Origin of the sequence: Paractinoplanes lichenicola (assembly GCF_016785085.1) — a bacterium.
Taxonomy (GTDB): domain Bacteria; phylum Actinomycetota; class Actinomycetes; order Mycobacteriales; family Micromonosporaceae; genus Actinoplanes; species Actinoplanes lichenicola.
The window spans coordinates 722858-738790 of record NZ_JAENHO010000004.1 but is presented as its reverse complement, the minus strand read 5'-3'; the positions used below and the strand labels follow the sequence as shown (position 1 = coordinate 738790).

The following is a 15933-nucleotide window of genomic DNA, read 5'->3' as shown; positions in this document are numbered from 1 at the left end:
GCTCGATCGCGTCGCCGCAGTCGTCCGTGCCGGGCGTTCATCGGCGCTGATGCACGGGGAAGTGACCGGCCGATACGGCTACCCGATTCCCATTGATGCGCAGGTGACGAGGACCAGTTCATTGGCTCGTGCGTTGGCGCCGCCGCAACGCCCGCGGCCGGTAACCGGCTCGGTCATGGCTTTCGCCACGGCGGGTGCGCTTACGCTGACCACGTTGAGGATGGCTCTGACGGGGTCCGGTTCGGCGAGCACTGGAGTTGCCATGATCGTCTTTGCCGTGCTCACGGCGTGCAGTGTCGCAAACCTGCGGGCACGTATCCGTCACATGCGGCAGGCGGAGCCGGCTCTCGAGCGTGCGACGCGCCTGTGGCAGCAGTCCTGGTATTGCCATCGGTGCGCGATCGTCAGCGTTCACACGTTGGACGGATCAACACTCCAGCAGCCATATAGTCTCTCAGCGTCATTGATAGAGCTGTCACGCGGTGCGAATGGCTGGCCCGGAGCCGTTGAAGCTCGATCGGGCTAACACCTGTAGAACCGCACGGCAAGCGCGATATCAGCAACACGGTTGCAGATCGTCTGCGGCGGGACGGGGAAATCCGCTCCGCCGCAGATTGCGTGTGCCGCGTCATCGTTCAGGTGTCGGTTGACTATATTCTCGGGCAACGCCTGCCGGCCCGGCGGAGCTGGCGCATTCGACCGGAGATCTCGCGGGAGTCAACATCGCCATCGATTGGGATCACCTCACACAACCCGAGTTCGATCGCATTGTCGAAACCCTGATCGACCGGCTCTACAGCGTTCCCGGTGTTGAGGTCCGGGCCTACGACGGGCGCGGTGGTGACGGCGGGCGTGACGTCGTCGTGCGGAGGGGTTCTCGGCTGCGGATCTTTCAGCTGAAGTATTTCCGTGACGGGTTCGGGAGTGAGCAGCGCTCGCGTCGTCGGCAGATCACCAAGTCTTTCACCGCCGCGATGAAGCATGATCCCATTGAGTGGATCTTGGTGATTCCCACCAACCCCACTCCGGGAGAAGAGCAGTTCGTCATGGAGTTGGGTAGTGATCGGCCAGGTCTGAAGGTGACGATCATGGGCCGTCAGCAGCTCGACAGCCGGCTCTCGCGGTACCCCGACCTTGCTGAGTATCTGGTCCGAGATTCGCTGTTGCATCATGCTCTACGGTCAGGAGAAGGCGCTCCTCACAGGCGGCTTGTCCGACCTCACCGAGCGAACGCGTGCACTGGCTCGGGTTGCCGACACTCTCGATCCCGATTGGGGCATCGAAACCGCCGCGCACGACGGCTTGATCCTGCATACCATCGTCCCGAAGCACGAGCGGGCAGCTGAGGTCTCACCGATCAGCTTCTCGTTCCAGGGTGCGTTCGGAGCTGAGCACGCTGACATCAGGCGGTCGTTCGATCAGATCGTTCGATTCGGCAGCAACGACACAGTGGTGTTGCCACCCGAGATCACCCAACGACTCACGTTCACCGGCCCTGACTGGCTCGCCCCGCAGGGCCCGTACGAGCTGACCCTGAAGCCGATAGATTTGTCGGACCGGATCGGCACCGAGGCCAAGCTGCATATGCTGGACAGCGATGGTCATCGGCGTTCGTCCTATCAGGCAGGCGTGTCGTATGCCGGGGCCGGCTCTTCCGGCTACTCGATAGATCTCCAAATCCAGAACGACACGAAGCTCAGGCTGAAGGTCGGAGACGACGGCGTGACCCTTCAGGCCGACTTTTCCCTACACGCATGGACGCCGCAGCAGGCTTTGCAAACCATTGGCCTGCACCGAAACCTCCTCGAGTTCAGCAGCTGCGAGCTGGAGATCGGTGGACAAGTCATGAGCTTGCTCCGCCCGGACCTTCCGGTTCCGGACCAGGCAACGATGGAAGCTTTGGCAGACATCGAACTTCTGGCCGACGACCTGGACATTGTGCAACGTCATGCGCGAACCTTCTTCCCCATCCCTGAGAGAATCTCGATCACCGAACGCATCGACATCCGGCTCGCCCGACTACTGGTCGAGGGACACTGCGTGCAATATCGAGGCGCACGCGAGTTCACCGCAACCATGAATGGACGCTACGACCCGACTCTCAAAGCTCTGCTCAGCGAGGAGACGGTGTCCATGCGGGTAGACGCGGACACCGACATCTTCATCGGAGCGAACCGGGTATCCCTCGGCCGCCTGCTGTTCTTCCACACGCAGACGCAGATCGAGAACCGCCACGAGCTCCAAGCTGCCCTCGAGGCCGGACGCGGCAACGGCACGAAAGCCAAGTTCGCACCCAAAGACCGAGAGCGATTCAACGCGGTCATGCTGACAGCACGCCCAGGAAGAAACGAGGAGCCGCTCGTTCCCACACCGTGGGGACTTCCAGGAATCGATGGACCAGCAGCACTAAAGTCGCCAGGAAAGTCACGAACCTAAGACCCTGCGGACCGCACGGACACTGCCTCCGCGCGGTCTGCGACGCGATCCTGACCCCACATGCCTGGACCCGACTGGCACTGCGAGCGCAGTATGGTGCGGATCCACTCATCCAGCGTGCATGGAGGGCGGCACAATGCGGAAGTCGGCCGGGTTCCGGCGAGGCGTCGAGTGATTGTAAGCAGAGTGCCTACGGCGAGGTCTCGATCTTTCCGCCGCGACCGCGGAGGACATCATGGAGCGCCTGGTACGCGATGCGGCGACTCGGCTCCGCGTCAAGGAAGCCACGGTTATCCGGTCGTATCTTGACGCCATCGATGTCGGCCCGATCGCTGACGATCTTGTGCAAGCCGATGGAGATCACAGGCAAATGATCGCGGATGCCTCGCCGGCCGTGGTCGACCTCGTCGAGCATGGGGCGATTGGTTGCCTCATTAGCCCAGGCTGCTCGGTGCGTCAGCCTCAATCACGAACAGCTCGCGGCCAGCCAAGACGGCAAATGGCGTGCCGTCGGCGTGCTCGACGACGCAAGCAATGCACTGACGCTCATCGGCGAGGCCCTCGAACGGCACCACACCGGACCCCAAGAAGTCGCGATCCTGCTGAACGACGAATGCACCATGCTCGCGCGACGCGCCTTGACCAAGACGCTCAGAAGCCTCCGCTCAAGGAACTGGACGTTCGGTCACGAACCCGAGCTCGACACAGCAGTTGCCGAACGGATGGAGACCGACCTGACACTGCTGCCAGAACGATAGATCCAACCGCTCGAGCGAGAACACAATCGACGGCGCGGCGATGCCGCTTGCCTTATGCCGAGAGCCGCGGCGAGCTGTTCGATGCGGACGATTTGGGGTCCCCATCGTCGTGCCAGGCTCTGCCCCTACCCACAACCGAGGTGATCCAGCTCGCGGCTGTCTCGAGTAGCGGCCAGTCCTCCCCTCGATGGCTCCTCGACCCCTGGCAGCGGTGAGTGCCCGAAGCTTGAGGCCTCCGACACGATGACGTCGTGACCTCGCCCATGTGCTCGGGTGTGAGCGCGCCGCGGTCAAACTCCACGACAACGAAACGGTGGCCGGCTACCTCACCCAGTGGCTCGAGACCAAGTCACACCGACCCTCAAGCCGCACACTGAGCCATTTTCATCGTGACGGGGCAGGTCACGGCCGCGCCGGAGTCTGATGTGGACATCAGGCGAGGCTCCCGGTAAGACAGCAGTCGACCAAGATCCGATGCCCCAACCGGGAGCCTCGCTGTGCTGTCTTACCCTGCCGCGATTCCGTTGTCCACTCGCAGCCTGAACCACCTCGCCGGCCTCATCCGAGCCCACCGCCAGCAGTGCAGGTCCCGTTGGCGGCGCCTCGACCCCGGCCGGCAAGCCCTGCTCGCTCTGGCCCACCTGCGTAACGGCGACACCCTGACCCGCCTGGCCAGCGGTTTCGAGATCGGCGTAACGACTGCCTGGCGTTACGTCCGCGAAGCCATCAATCTGCTCGCGGCCACCGCCGACGACCTCGAGGCGGCGATGGCCAGAATCCGGCTGCTCGCCTACGTGATCCTCGACGGCACCCTGATCCCGATCGACCGGGTCGCCGACCAGAAGCCCTACTACTCCGGCAAACACCGCCGGCACGGGGTGAACGTGCAGGTCATAGCCGATGCGGCAGGCCGGCTCATCTGGGCATCGGCAGCCTTGCCCGGCGCTATCCACGACCTGACTGCCGCCCGCACCCACGCCATCATCCAGGCTTTGACCAGCGCGAACGTGATGACGTTCGCCGACAAGGCCCACCAAGGAGCCCGCGGCAGCATCCGGACCCCGTTCAAACGGCACCGCTACCGGCCGAAACTGTCCGCCTGGCAGAAGAAGGTCAACCGGGCACACGCTCGGATCCGTGCCATCGGCGAACGCGCCAACGCCACCCTCAAGACCTGGAAACTCCTGACGAAACTCCGCTGCAGCCCCCACCGGGCGACCGCGATCGTGCAGGCCATCCTCGCCCTGCACCACATCGAGAACCCGGCCTACTCAGGATGAAAATGGCTCACTGTCAACCGCTACACCGCCTACCTCCACAATGACTTTATCCCCGCGTTCGGCGCCATAGCCTTGGACGGCTCGCCCACCAACATGTCGCCCGCGGATAAGGCGTCAGCCGCGCTGGAAGAGGCTGACGAGGCCTTGGGGGGCGTGGGCGCCGAAAATGAGGTCGATCGTCTTGTGGGCGGCGATCGCGGCGGCTTCGCTGCGCGGGAACATGGCTTTCTCGTACGCGGCTAGGGCGGTTTCGAGGTCGTCGGGGTGGGCGGCGATGGACTGGCCGAGTTCGGCGCCGTCGAGCATGGCCAGGTTCGCGCCGTCGCCGCCGGGGAGGCTGACGTGTGCCGCGTCACCGAGCAGTGTCACGCCGGGGATCCGGTCCCACCGGTGATCGTTGGGGAGCTTGTAGACGCTGCGCAGCACGGCATTGGTCTCACCATCGGTAATCAGCGAAGTCAGCTCTGGGGCCCATCCGTCGAACTCGGCGGCGATCCGTTTCTTGGCGCCCAGGGCGTCGGCGAAGTCGATGTCGGCGAACCACTCGACCGGCCGGAAAAAGACGACGTACGTATGGATGACGCCGTTCGCTTCCCGATGGGCCAGAAAACCTTGGCCGGGGATCAGGGCCTTCATCGCGCCACCGCCGACCGTTCTGGCTGCCTCGGGGTGGTGGTCGTCCACGTCGTGCAGATAGAGATCGACGTAGCTCATGCCCGCGTAAACCGGCTTGGCCTCGGAGACCAGTGGGCGGATCTTGGACCACGTTCCGTCGGCGCCCACCACCAGGTTGGAGACGGCGGTTGTGCCGTCTGCGAACGCCAGTTCGTGACGGCCTGACCCCGCTGGGGTCGCCGACTGAAGCTTCTTGCTCCATTGCACGGTCCCGGTCGGCAGCGACTCGAGCAAGATGCGCCGGATGTCCCCACGTAGCGCCTCCGGCCGGGTCATCGAACCGTCGTCGGGGAGTTCGACCAGCACTTCGCCGTGCTGATCGAGAATCCGTTGCGCGCCACCACCCCGATGGATGATCGCACGGTACTCGTCGGTCAGCCCGGCGATCTCGAGAGCAAGCTGACCGCTGTGCTGGTGCAGGTCCAGTTGTCCACCTTGGGTGCGGGCATCGGCGGAGGCTTCGCTGTCGTAGACGACAACCGGGACGCCGTGGAGGTGCAGCACTCGGGCGAGGGTGAGGCCACCGAGGCCCGCGCCGATGACTGTTACCGAGGTCGTCATGACAATCCTTCCTGACGAACTTAGTTCGTTAGAACGAACTAAGTTCTACTAAACGAACTAAGTTCGTGTCAACGTATAATGATCGACATGGCAGTCGACCCCTCCCGGCCTCGCGCGGCCCGGCTGGCCCGCTTCGACGCCGGTCTCGCCGGCTCGGCACCCCGGCGAGCGCCTATCACCGTCGAGCGGATCACGCAGGCCGCGTTGCAGGTTGTCTCCGCCGATGGGTACGACGCGTTGACTATCCGCAGCGTGGCCAAGGTGCTCGGCACCGGCCCGTCCTCGCTCTACGCCCACATCGTCAACAAGGCCGACATCGACGATCTGCTGGTCGGATGGGTGTGCTCGCGGATCGCGCTGCCCCGGTCCGACCCTGTGCGATGGCGGGAGCAGCTGAGGGACGTGTACGTCCAGCTCCGCGATCTTTACCTGGGATATCCGGGTATCTCCCGGGCCGCGCTGGCCATCGTTCCGACTCACGTGGAGACTCTGCGGGTCAGTGAGGGGCTCTTCGCGATCGCTCTAGCCTCGGGCGCCGCACCCCGGACTGCGGCCTGGGTCATCGACGGGCTCTCGCTCTATGTCGCCGGCTACGCGCTGGAGTCGGCGCTGGTCGAGCGTCGGCGCCGCGACTCCGAAGCCACCTGGATTCTGTCTCGCGACGAACTGGTGAGCCGCCTCGAGGCCCTCCCCTCAGACACATTCCCCCAGACGACCCGGTACGCGGCGGAACTGACCTCGGGTACCGGTCACGAACGCTTCGACTTCACACTCGAACTGTTCATGGACAACCTCGCGCGATCGAGCGACCGACCGTAGCTTCGTACCCGAAGGTGCGCCGCCGATCGGAGCCGAGGTTTCGGCTAGCTGATGATCGGCGCGGCGAGAGCTTCCTCTACGCCATGGGCGGCGATGATCTTCAGAGCGGCGTCGACCAACTGCGAGTCCTCATTGGCGTCGATGGAGACGACCTTGAACCAGCGCATCTCGATGACGTGTACGCCGTGCTGGTCGTACGGTGACCCGTCGGGCATGTCCTGCGTCGCCGTCCATCGGATGATGAGGGTGGTGCGGCCCGGCCAACCCTTGACCCAGACGTCAGTGACGGTCAGACGCAGCGTCGGCGTGACCCGGCCCACCCGCTCAAGCCAGCGGCGAAGCCCGTCGCGGTCGTGACGTTCACCGCCTAGCGCATGAGCACCACCGAAGCGGTGGTGAATGGTGGGCGCGCAATTCTTCAGTAACGGTTCGTAGTTGTGATCGGAAACCAGCTGGAAGTTTCGCACGGCAATGCGCTTGACAATAGCGTGATACATAAGAATCCCCTATGACGCGGGCTTAAGTGGTTCTCGTATCCGAGGGTTGATTGACGTCGCGTTCGCCGTTCGTCCATGCGGTAGGCGTCCACAAGCGGATCGCCGCTGAAGTCGACAGTTGGGCGCCCGAACGATTTCGGTCGGCCTCAGCGGAACGTCTCGGTCTGCGTGCTGACGCCACCGACCGGGGTCTTGCCGGTCAGCACGGGCAGACCGCGCCGATCGCCCTTCAGGGCGTACGCGTAGAAGGCTCGCAGATACGTGACCGCGAGGTTCTGCTGGGCGGCCGCGGTGGGCCGGCCCTTCGCCTCTGGGCACTCGGTGTCGTCGCCGTCCGCCGGGCCCGGTCCCTTCGTCCACTCGGTGTTGAAGTAGTTGTGATTGGCCTTGGCCACCTTGACAAGGAAGCCACCGACACCGTGGTGGGCCTTGGCGTTGCGGTAGAAGGCCTGGTCACTGTCTCCGAAACAGGCCGCGGACAGCACGGCCACCTGCGCCTTGGTGACCGTGGTGTCGAACATATTGCTGTTGGGGGAGGCAACCGCGACGACACCCCGGATCGACACCCCGGCCGGCAACTCCCGTCGGTTGGCGTCGGCCGCCTGGTAGTAGACGCCCTCGCCGCCGACCGAGTGGCCCATAGTCCCCACCCGGCTCAGGTCGAGCCGACCGCGGAAGTCGACGTCGGACTTGCGTCCGGTGGCCGGGTCGCTGAACTTGCCCGCGAGCGGCCCGGCGCCGGTGGTCGTGAGCTTCTGCAGCATCGCGAGGTGCTTGTTGATCAGGTGGGCCCGCTGAGGTGCGACACCCATGTTGTAGTTGAGGCCGTTGGCGGTTGGCGCAACGACCACGAAGCCGTCCTGGGCCAGGGCACGCGCGAGGTAGTCGTAGCCGCGGTTGTTCGGGTACGGCTTGACCCCGGGCGGACAGGGCCAGGTCCAGTCGTCCTCGTCCGCGGTGTGACAGGAGATGTTCTGACCGTGTAGTAGCACCACCACGGGCAGCTTGCCGCTCATTCTCGTCGGGTAGTGCACAACGGCGCGCAGTTCGGAGTTGCCATCCCAGTCCGGCTTGTCGGTGAAGGCTCTGTCACCCAGGTTGTACTCGACGACTCCCACTGACGCCGAGACCAAGGCCGGCGGCGTCGTGGTCGCGCCGGCGGTGTCACTCCGATTCGCCATTGAAAAAACAGCGACGGTCACCACGACGAGCACTGCCGCGCCCAGGAACGTACGTCGTCTCACGAGGTCTCCCGATCGGTTCATTGAGATGATCAAGAACAGACCATAGGAGCCAGTTGTATGAAATTCGTCAGGTTCTGCCGACGGCCCCCGTGACCGGAGTGATACGTACTTACGCTGCGGCGCCGTCAGAGTGCCCAGCTTGGCCGCGTCCAGGCTGCCCGAGCACGACCATCTCGGAAGCTGGCAACATTCCGGTCAACGCCGCAAGCCCGGTGGTCATCCACAGCCCGCTCGCCGATGAGTTGCGGAGGGGGCGATGGAACTGCTTGCGGAACTGCCCATGGGCGTCGAGGCGCACACGCACTCAGCCGCGTTCCTCTCGTGAATGACGCGTCGTACTGGTCGCCCTCAGGCCCGCCAGCACGACGTCGGCGGTGCGTTCCGCCTCGGCCCGGCCGTAGGCGACACCGTGCATGTGCGCCAGGTGGGCCGGCCCGGCCACCAGGTGCGCGAAGAACAACGGATCCACGGCCTGCAACTCGTCCCGATCCGTCGCCCGCTCGAGCCGGGTGCGCACAGTTTCCAGCCGGCGGTCGAGCACCCTGCGAACGGTGCGCTTAACCGCCTCGCTCTCGCTGTTCGACACGGCGTTCTCGAGCGCGCGCCCGACCGGCTCGGCGAGTTCGGCTGCCTGACCGAGCAGGAACTCCACCAGGTCGGCGCGCAGGTCGCCGGTGTCGGGGAACGGCACCTGCCGCGCCGCGTACTGGGCCAGCGCCTCGACGACCAGTTCGTCGCGGTCCGGCCAGTTGCGGTACACGCTGGCCCGGTGCACGCCGGCCCGCTCGGCCACCTCCTCGTACCGGAACCCGGCCACGCCCTCCCGCGCGACCAGGTCGACAGTCGCCGCAAGGATCTGCGCGCGCACCCGGGCCGTACGTCCACCAGGCCTGCTCTTCTCAGCCATCAAGGTTGATTCTCTCAAATCTCCGGTGAAGTGGCGACGCGCCTTAAAGCGACGTACTGTCGCCTTAAGCAATCCCAAGGAGGGAACACCATGAAGATCCTCGTCTCCGGCGCCGGCATGGCCGGCCTGTCCGCCGCCACCAACCTCGTTACCCGTGGCCACGACGTCACGATCGTCGAGCGCTCCTCGCACTTCCGGGTCAACGGCTCGCCGATCGACGTACGCGGCGACGCCATCGACATCACCGCGAAGATGGGACTGCTCGACAAAATCCGTGAGCACCGGCTGCACATGACCGATCAGACCGTCTTCGTCGACGCCGACGGCAACGCCGTCGCGCCGCTGCCTGTCGCGGAGTTCGACGACTCCGGCGACGACATCGAGATCGCCCGCGAGGACCTGGCCAACCTGCTAGCCGAAGCTCTACCAGCGGAAACGACAGTCGTCTTCAACGACTCCATCGGGACGCTCACCGAAGACGGCACCGGCGTCGAGGTGCGTTTCGTGTCCGGCCGCACCGAACGCTTCGATCTGATCGTCGGCGCGGACGGGCTGCACTCCACCACCCGGCGGCTGGTCTTCGGACCGGAGAAGCAGTTCGTGGAGCACCTCGGCGTCTACGTCGCGATCGCCGACCTGCCCGCCGAAGCCGGCCGAGCCGACCTGCCGAACCCGACCTACAACTACCCCGGCCGCATGGCCAGCATCATGCGCTATCACGACCGAGCTCTGGCGGTCTTCGAGTTCCGCTCGGACTGGGTCGACTACGACTACCACGACCTCGACGCGCAGAAGAAGATCCTCACCGATGCGTACGCTGGGCACGGCCAGTGGCGCGTACCGGAACTGATCGCCGCCGCGAACGCCGACCCCGAGCTGTACTTCGACTCCTGCAGCCAGGTCCACATGCCTACCTGGCACACCGGCCGCGTCGTGCTCGTCGGTGACGCCGCCCACGCCGCGTCGGGCCTGTCCGGCCGCGGCACCACACTGGCTCTGCTCGGCACCTGGTTCCTCGCCGAAGAACTGCGGGAGGACGACCTCGCCGCCGGCTTCGCCCGCTACGAGGAACGCCAGCGTCCGTACGTGCGTACCGGACAGGCGGCCGCCGCCGGCGGTGCCGACCTGGTGACTCCCGCGACCCAGGAAGCAATCGATGCCCGCAACGAGCGAATCCGCGCGGCCATGAGCTGACACTCACGGGGAGAAGTGTGACTTCGCGGGATCGAGCGGCGGCACGTACCGCCGCGTAGGTCTACGACAACATTCTCATTTTTGCCACCGTCGTACCTCTGATCGGCGACGATCTGCGTCACGGCCACGCCGCTCTGCTCGGCGTGGCCGCGTCCGCCTTTCTCGCGCACATTCTCGCCGACATGGTGGGCCACATGGTCAAGGTCGCGGTCGGTCACTGAGCACCGCGAGCCTTGCTACCGGTCCGGCAGCCGCACCGTGAAGAGGCTGCCCTCGCCGGGGGTGCTGTCCACCTCGATCGTGCCGCCGTGCGCCTCCACCAGCTTGCGGGTGATGGCCAGACCCAGACCGCTGCCGCCGGTGGCGCGGCTGCGGGATTCGTCGGCGCGCCAGAAGCGGTCAAAAATACGGGGCAGGTGCTCGGCCGGGATACCCACCCCGGTGTCGCGTACGGTGATCGTTGTGCCCTCCGCACCGACCGTCACCGCGCCACCGGCCGGGGTGTAGCGGATCGCGTTCGACACCAGATTGCCGACCACCTGACGCAGCCGGACCGCGTCGGCCCACACTATCGGCGTGCCGTGCACCTTGACCGCCAGCGTGACTTCGGCTGCGTGTGCCACCCCGCGGTGGCTTTCCACCACCTGACCGACCAGGTCCCGTACGTCGGTCGGCGCCGGATGTATCCGCAGGGTGCCGGCGTCGGCCGCGGCCAGGTCGCCCAGGTCGTCGATGATGTGCTGCAGCTGCGTGGCCTCCTCGTGCAGCAGTGTGACCAGCTGCGCATCGGTGGGCGCGAGGTCGTCCTGGGCCGCCTCCAGCCAGCTGCGGATGTTTGTCAGCGGAGTGCGCAGCTCGTGCGCCACATCGCTGACCATGGCCCGGCGCTGCGCCTCGGCCCGGTCGCGGCGTTCGGCCGAGGCATCCAGCGCGCGGGCCAGGTGGCCGATCTCGTCGCGGCCGGTCGAGGCGATCGGGGCCTGCCGGTCGGCCGCCTCGGTGAGCGCGCGCAGTGGCCGGACCAGGCGGCGGCCGACCAGCACGGTGATCAGGATGGTGGCCAGCAGCACAGCGCCGGTCGTGCCGACGATCCGGATCGTGTTCTCCCGGCTCAGCGTGAACGTGGTGCGATCGACGCCCGAGCTCGGGCCGGTCAGAAACAGCAGGGCGGGCGGGGCGACGTACGGCCGCAGTTGGTTGCGGCGCGACTGCTCCAGGCACGACTTGAGGCGCGCGACGGTGGAAGAATCCAGTCCGCGCACCCGCTCCAGCGGCAGATAGACCACGTCATGGGATCGCCCAAGGGAGATCGAGAAGTCCGGCCCGATCCGCAGGAGGGCCTCTGGGGGCCATTCAGCACAGCGGGCGGTAGACGCGGCAAGCGTATCGAGCGCCTTCCGCTCGGCTGGAGTGACGATTGCGCCGGCCGCCAGGCATGTGTAAGCGGCGCTGCTGAGCTCGGCTGTCGTGGTCACCACGGGCCGGCCGCCCGGGTCGTCCGTGACCTTCCCCTCCGCCCCGGCTCGGCGCAGGCAGCCCACCTGTGCCGCGGCCACGTCGCGGAGTTTGGCCCGGTCGGAGTCGGTGAGCCGGTAGGGACCGACCGCCCGCGAGTCGATACGCTCGGTGCCACCGGTCAGCCCGATGTCGAGGTTGAGCGGGTCGACCACGGCCGACGGGCGGGCGGTGCGCAGCGAGGGCCCGGGCGACGACTCGGCGATAATCCGCAGGTCGTCGGTGGTCAGCGTGATCCGCCGGTCCAGCTTCGCGGCCCGCGCGCTGATCAACGGCGCCGCGCCGGACCAGTCCGGGTGGGTGGCCGCGTAGCCAACCAGCATCTCGTAGACGCCCTTGTCGTCAGTGAGTGAGCGGCTCTGCTCCGCGACGATCGCCCGGGTCGCGGTGCGGGTGGCCAGCCAGGCGGTCGCCGCGATGGCCGCGACCGCGATCGCGATCGAGGTGAGCAGCAGCCGGGTCACCAGGCTGTGCCGCAGCGGCACCCTGCTGCTCACCCGACGGCCGTCATCTTGTAACCGACGCCGTACACGGTCACCAGGTGAGCCGGGCGCTGCGCGGGAATGAAGAACCGTCCCGGCTGCTCGGACATTGCGGCCAGGAACGCGAACTCGCCGGGCGTGCACTCGATCGGCTCGCCGTCGACGGTCACCGTGTGCCGCACGGGATCCAGCTCGACCTGGCCGACCGTGCGGGCCGCCGAAGCGGTCCGGGGGCCCGGCGCAGCAGCATGCGGATGCGGGCCTCCAGCTCGCGTAGGCTGAACGGCTTGGTCAGGTAGTCGTCGGCGTCCAGGTCGAGCCTCAGCAACAGGTCGTTCTCGGCGGCGCGGGCGGTGAGCATCAGCACCAGCACGTCGGACTCCTGGCGCAGCGGCCGGCACAAGTCCAGACCGTCCAGCCCCAGCATCATCACGTCGAGCAGCAGCAGGTCGGGGTGCAGCCGACGGGCCTCGCTCAGCGCGGACCGGCCGTCGTGCACCACGACAGCCTCGTGCCCGTCGGCGACCAGATTGCGTTGCAGCACCTCGGCCTGACGAGATTCGTCCTCGGCGACCAGGACATGAGCACACATGGCGGCGACTATAAGTCGCGAAAACCGGCTCGGTGGCGTCTTGGGGTCACACCTGACAAATTCCTGATGATCTTCGGCCGCCCTCGTCCGTATGCCAGTGAAGTCTGACGCCCCCACCGATGTGGTCCCCGGCGGTTGCGGCCCCCGCCCGCACCCCGGCGGCGTGTCGGAATGTGGCTGGCCGCGGGTGTGATCGTGGCGGTGGCCGCCGCCGCGGCATACTCCTGACGATCCGGCATGCCGACGGCCGCGAAGCGGCTACGGCGCGCCCCGGCCGCTGGCCGGCCATTCGGTGGGCTGCCAGCCCGGCCCGGGCGAGCGCGTCACCGTGACGACGACAACCGGGACGACAGGCCGCCGGTGGTGCCCGCCCCAGCCGGCGGTGTCCGGCGTGGCCGGCGTCGGTTGTGCTGGACGGCGTCTATCCCTGCGCACGGGCGGCGCGCCCAATCCCGATACAGGCCCTGGCCGCAAACTAGAAAGGCGGCGGCCGGGCACTTGCTGCCCGGCCGCCGCCCCCTCTTAAAGATCACTTCATCGCGGCGGCAACCTCGCGCTCGCACTCCGGCGACTTCTCCATGCCCAGCGAGATCGAGCGGGAGTCGTTCTGGTCGCCGCCGAAGGCCCAGCCGAGGCCGTTCTCGGACACCTCGACGTACTCGACGCCCTTCTCCTTGAGGCACTTCACGACGGCGACCGCGAAGTCCTTGGCCTCCGGGTTGGCCGGGTCCCTCTCCCACGGCGGCAGCGGGTAGTACTGCGTCTCGCAGATCTTGTTCGCGGCCCTGAACGTGTCGGCCTCCGGACCGCTTTCGTTGATGAGCTTCCGCGCCTTGCTCAGGTCGGTGACGCCGTGATCCTTAAGACATTTGTTGTACGGTGCGAGCAACGCCTCGAACTCCTCCTGCGTGGTGTCGAGCCGCTCTCGGGGCCGCTCCGGCACCTTCGAGGCTGACGCCGTCGGCCCAGGGGCGGCGCTCTGCAGTGTGGCCACCTTCGCCCCGCCCGCATTCCCGGCTTCGCCCTCACCCGGCGACCCGCATCCCGCCAGCCCCGTCAGGACAATCGCCGCAACCGCCAGCGCCTGACTCCTGCGCATCCGTGAACCTCCCGTCACCGCGGCCGGGACAGTCCCGACCGCTGGTCAGCCTGGCAAGCGCATGTCAGGAAGATATGAGGTCGGACCGCTTGGCAGTCTGCACGAATCCGGCTAGCAGACCTGACATGGTTCAAACGACTGGTCTTAGTACGGCTGCCGCTGTCCGAGAGCATGGTCGGAGCCGGTAGATGCAGGGGCGGCCACCGCGTGATCGTCACTAACGGCGACCGTGATCAGAGCCAGACGGCCAGCCCGGATACGGCCTCGTGGGGCCGAGGGCGTCCGCCGGGTACCGCGACCCCGGGCGACCGCCGGCGCTTAAACCTCAAAGGATCTGGAGTCGATCGTCGGGCAGCCGATCGAGTTCGAGGTGCTGGTCCACGCGCAGTGGACGCCCACCGCGCACCTCGCCGCCACGTTCCGCTCCGGGCGGGTGTTCGTCATCGGCGACGCGGCACATGCGCTGCCGCCATCCATGGGCATGGGCGCCAACCTGGCGATCGCCGACGCACACAATTTGGCATGGAAACTTGCTTGGGTGCTCGACGGGCGAGCCGGCGCCGGGCTGCTGGACAGCTATGACCCCGAACGACGCCCGGTGGACGCGTTCATCCTCGAACGGTCGATCATCGAGATGGACTGGAGTGTGAAGCAGTTCGACGAGGCCACCGCGATGATCGGGCTCGGCTATCCGCCTGCTTCATCCCCGGCGATGATCGGCGAGAGCACCGGCATGCCGATCAGAGACCCTCACGACAGTGGACCCGAAGTCCGGATGCGTGTACCGCACCACTGGCTCATTGACGGCCGGTCCACCCTGGACCTGGCGAACAGCAACACGTTCGCCGCCGTAGGAATTATGGACGCTGGAATCACCGAGATTCCGTACGGAAATATTCCCGGTTCGCCGACTGCGCCACAACGAGTATGGCTGATCAGGCCCGACGGCCACATCGCGGCCCACGTCCCTGCCGAGGAAATCGCCAGCACCATCGACTGGATTCTCGAACGCCACTAGGGGATCATCGCGGGGCCCGAATAGCAGCCCGGTTCAAATCTCTATCGTGGCCCGTTTCATCGTTCCGGCGCCATGACTGCAAAGGCGACACACGCCACCGTCCGCATGACGAGTAAAATAAAGTGGTAGCGATCGAGGAAGACGATAAACGAGCATTTGGAATACCTTCTCGACCGTACGGCCGCATCCGAGACGATAATCCAATACTTCAAAGCGCTGGACAACTGCGACTAGCCGGAACTGCGGGAAACGATTGACGACCAGATCGACGTCGACTTCTCGCCGCTGTCCGGCGAGCCGGGAAGGACGCACTATACCGACGACTTCGCGGAGATCGTCAGAACAGTCTGACGAGCGCGCCACCCACTCAACACATAAGCGCCAACCACATGATCAGCGCAGAAGGCGACCACGCTCACGCAATGGTGTCCATGTACGCGTGGCATCAACCGCCCGCACAGGGAGCCGGCATCGGAACCCTGCACGGTTCCTACACGATCGGCCTTGTCCGCAACGGAACTCAGTGGCGGATCCGAGAACTCCGCACGGCCGCCCTGTGGAACAGGCCCGAACAGTCGGACCCCTGGCAATCTGAGCCGCTCTCAAAAAATAGATCGGCATTATTGAACCGTCGGCGATTTCAGACCCGCTAAGCGTCCAGTCCGAAACCAAAAACCGAAACAGCAGCTTTCGCAAACGATGCACAGCAGATAGCCGCATCGGCACTACCATCGACCGACAAATATACCTGAACCTTCAACGAAACTCCATCGAACTCACCACCAAGCACCCGTTCGGCCTGAGCAACGTTTACACGACAGCGAACCTTCTCAGCGGAACCTCGCAGGTTGGAAAA

At 65.9% G+C, this 15933-nt stretch carries 17 protein-coding genes and 1 pseudogene; 7 read left to right on the top strand and 11 right to left on the bottom strand.

From position 1 onward, the window contains the following. Window positions 1-78: 78 nt before the first annotated feature. Window positions 79-285 (bottom strand): hypothetical protein, encoded by a 207-nt coding sequence (locus JKJ07_RS17035; RefSeq protein WP_202992523.1) that lies wholly within the window; start codon window positions 283-285, stop codon window positions 79-81. A gap of 365 nt (window positions 286-650) precedes the next feature. Continuing rightward, window positions 651-1169, bottom strand: a complete 519-nt coding sequence (locus JKJ07_RS17030) for a hypothetical protein (protein WP_202992522.1) — start codon at window positions 1167-1169, stop codon at window positions 651-653. A gap of 1 nt (window position 1170) precedes the next feature. On the opposite strand from JKJ07_RS17030, the gene JKJ07_RS17025 reads away from it, so the two are divergent. After that, window positions 1171-2436: a hypothetical protein gene (locus tag JKJ07_RS17025; RefSeq protein ID WP_202992521.1), complete on the top strand. Its 1266-nt coding sequence runs from the start codon at window positions 1171-1173 to the stop codon at window positions 2434-2436. A 190-nt stretch (window positions 2437-2626) separates the two neighbouring features. Here JKJ07_RS17025 and JKJ07_RS17020 read toward each other — a convergent pair whose 3' ends face one another. Next, window positions 2627-2851 (bottom strand): hypothetical protein, encoded by a 225-nt coding sequence (locus JKJ07_RS17020; protein ID WP_202992520.1) that lies wholly within the window; start codon window positions 2849-2851, stop codon window positions 2627-2629. On the opposite strand from JKJ07_RS17020, the gene JKJ07_RS17015 reads away from it, so the two are divergent. Further along, entirely contained in the window at window positions 2850-3194 is a 345-nt protein-coding gene (locus JKJ07_RS17015; RefSeq protein ID WP_202992519.1) for a hypothetical protein, read from the top strand. The two genes, JKJ07_RS17020 and JKJ07_RS17015, sit on opposite strands and share 2 nt — an antisense overlap. Before the next feature lie 497 nt (window positions 3195-3691). Further along, a complete protein-coding gene (locus JKJ07_RS17010) occupies window positions 3692-4474 on the top strand; it encodes a transposase family protein (RefSeq protein WP_202992518.1) in 783 nt (260 codons plus the stop codon). 114 nt (window positions 4475-4588) lie between these two features. On the opposite strand, the gene JKJ07_RS17005 is transcribed toward JKJ07_RS17010, so the two are convergent. Further along, window positions 4589-5710: an FAD-dependent oxidoreductase gene (locus JKJ07_RS17005; protein ID WP_202992517.1), complete on the bottom strand. Its 1122-nt coding sequence runs from the start codon at window positions 5708-5710 to the stop codon at window positions 4589-4591. A gap of 87 nt (window positions 5711-5797) precedes the next feature. On the opposite strand from JKJ07_RS17005, the gene JKJ07_RS17000 reads away from it, so the two are divergent. Continuing rightward, complete coding sequence (locus JKJ07_RS17000) at window positions 5798-6529, top strand: TetR/AcrR family transcriptional regulator (RefSeq protein WP_202992516.1); 732 nt, start codon at window positions 5798-5800, stop codon at window positions 6527-6529. Between the two features lie 44 nt (window positions 6530-6573). Here JKJ07_RS17000 and JKJ07_RS16995 read toward each other — a convergent pair whose 3' ends face one another. From JKJ07_RS16995 to JKJ07_RS16985, 3 genes are all read right to left on the bottom strand, one after another. Continuing rightward, window positions 6574-7026, bottom strand: a complete 453-nt coding sequence (locus JKJ07_RS16995; RefSeq protein ID WP_202992515.1) for a nuclear transport factor 2 family protein — start codon at window positions 7024-7026, stop codon at window positions 6574-6576. Window positions 7027-7172: 146 nt separating this feature from the next. Further along, window positions 7173-8270, bottom strand: a complete 1098-nt coding sequence (locus JKJ07_RS16990; protein WP_202992514.1) for an alpha/beta hydrolase — start codon at window positions 8268-8270, stop codon at window positions 7173-7175. Between the two features lie 304 nt (window positions 8271-8574). Further along, window positions 8575-9177 (bottom strand): TetR/AcrR family transcriptional regulator, encoded by a 603-nt coding sequence (locus JKJ07_RS16985; protein WP_202992513.1) that lies wholly within the window; start codon window positions 9175-9177, stop codon window positions 8575-8577. A 30-nt stretch (window positions 9178-9207) separates the two neighbouring features. Between JKJ07_RS16985 and JKJ07_RS16980 the strand changes: the two genes are divergently transcribed. Then, the gene (locus JKJ07_RS16980; protein WP_307834296.1) at window positions 9208-10371 is read left to right on the top strand and encodes an FAD-dependent monooxygenase; all 1164 of its coding nucleotides are present in this window, start codon (window positions 9208-9210) and stop codon (window positions 10369-10371) included. Window positions 10372-10607: 236 nt separating this feature from the next. On the opposite strand, the gene JKJ07_RS16975 is transcribed toward JKJ07_RS16980, so the two are convergent. The 4 genes from JKJ07_RS16975 to JKJ07_RS16965 all read right to left on the bottom strand — a co-directional run bounded on the left by JKJ07_RS16975 (window position 10608) and on the right by JKJ07_RS16965 (window position 14059). Then, window positions 10608-12383 (bottom strand): sensor histidine kinase, encoded by a 1776-nt coding sequence (locus JKJ07_RS16975; RefSeq protein WP_307834295.1) that lies wholly within the window; start codon window positions 12381-12383, stop codon window positions 10608-10610. Further along, window positions 12380-12550: a helix-turn-helix domain-containing protein gene (locus tag JKJ07_RS51755; protein WP_236029012.1), complete on the bottom strand. Its 171-nt coding sequence runs from the start codon at window positions 12548-12550 to the stop codon at window positions 12380-12382. Before JKJ07_RS51755 ends, JKJ07_RS16975 begins: the two co-directional genes overlap by 4 nt. Beyond that, a complete protein-coding gene (locus JKJ07_RS16970) occupies window positions 12535-12960 on the bottom strand; it encodes a response regulator (RefSeq protein ID WP_236029011.1) in 426 nt (141 codons plus the stop codon). The genes JKJ07_RS51755 and JKJ07_RS16970 overlap by 16 nt, the downstream gene beginning before the upstream one ends. A gap of 529 nt (window positions 12961-13489) precedes the next feature. After that, a complete protein-coding gene (locus tag JKJ07_RS16965) occupies window positions 13490-14059 on the bottom strand; it encodes a hypothetical protein (RefSeq protein ID WP_202992512.1) in 570 nt (189 codons plus the stop codon). A gap of 334 nt (window positions 14060-14393) precedes the next feature. On the opposite strand from JKJ07_RS16965, the gene JKJ07_RS16960 reads away from it, so the two are divergent. Together JKJ07_RS16960 and JKJ07_RS52245 are read left to right on the top strand one after the other, a co-directional pair. Then, window positions 14394-15077: an FAD-dependent monooxygenase gene (locus JKJ07_RS16960; RefSeq protein WP_202992628.1), complete on the top strand. Its 684-nt coding sequence runs from the start codon at window positions 14394-14396 to the stop codon at window positions 15075-15077. A 311-nt stretch (window positions 15078-15388) separates the two neighbouring features. Next, window positions 15389-15730: pseudogene (locus JKJ07_RS52245) on the top strand (nuclear transport factor 2 family protein); the annotation flags it as partial. Window positions 15731-15933: the final 203 nt, after the last annotated feature.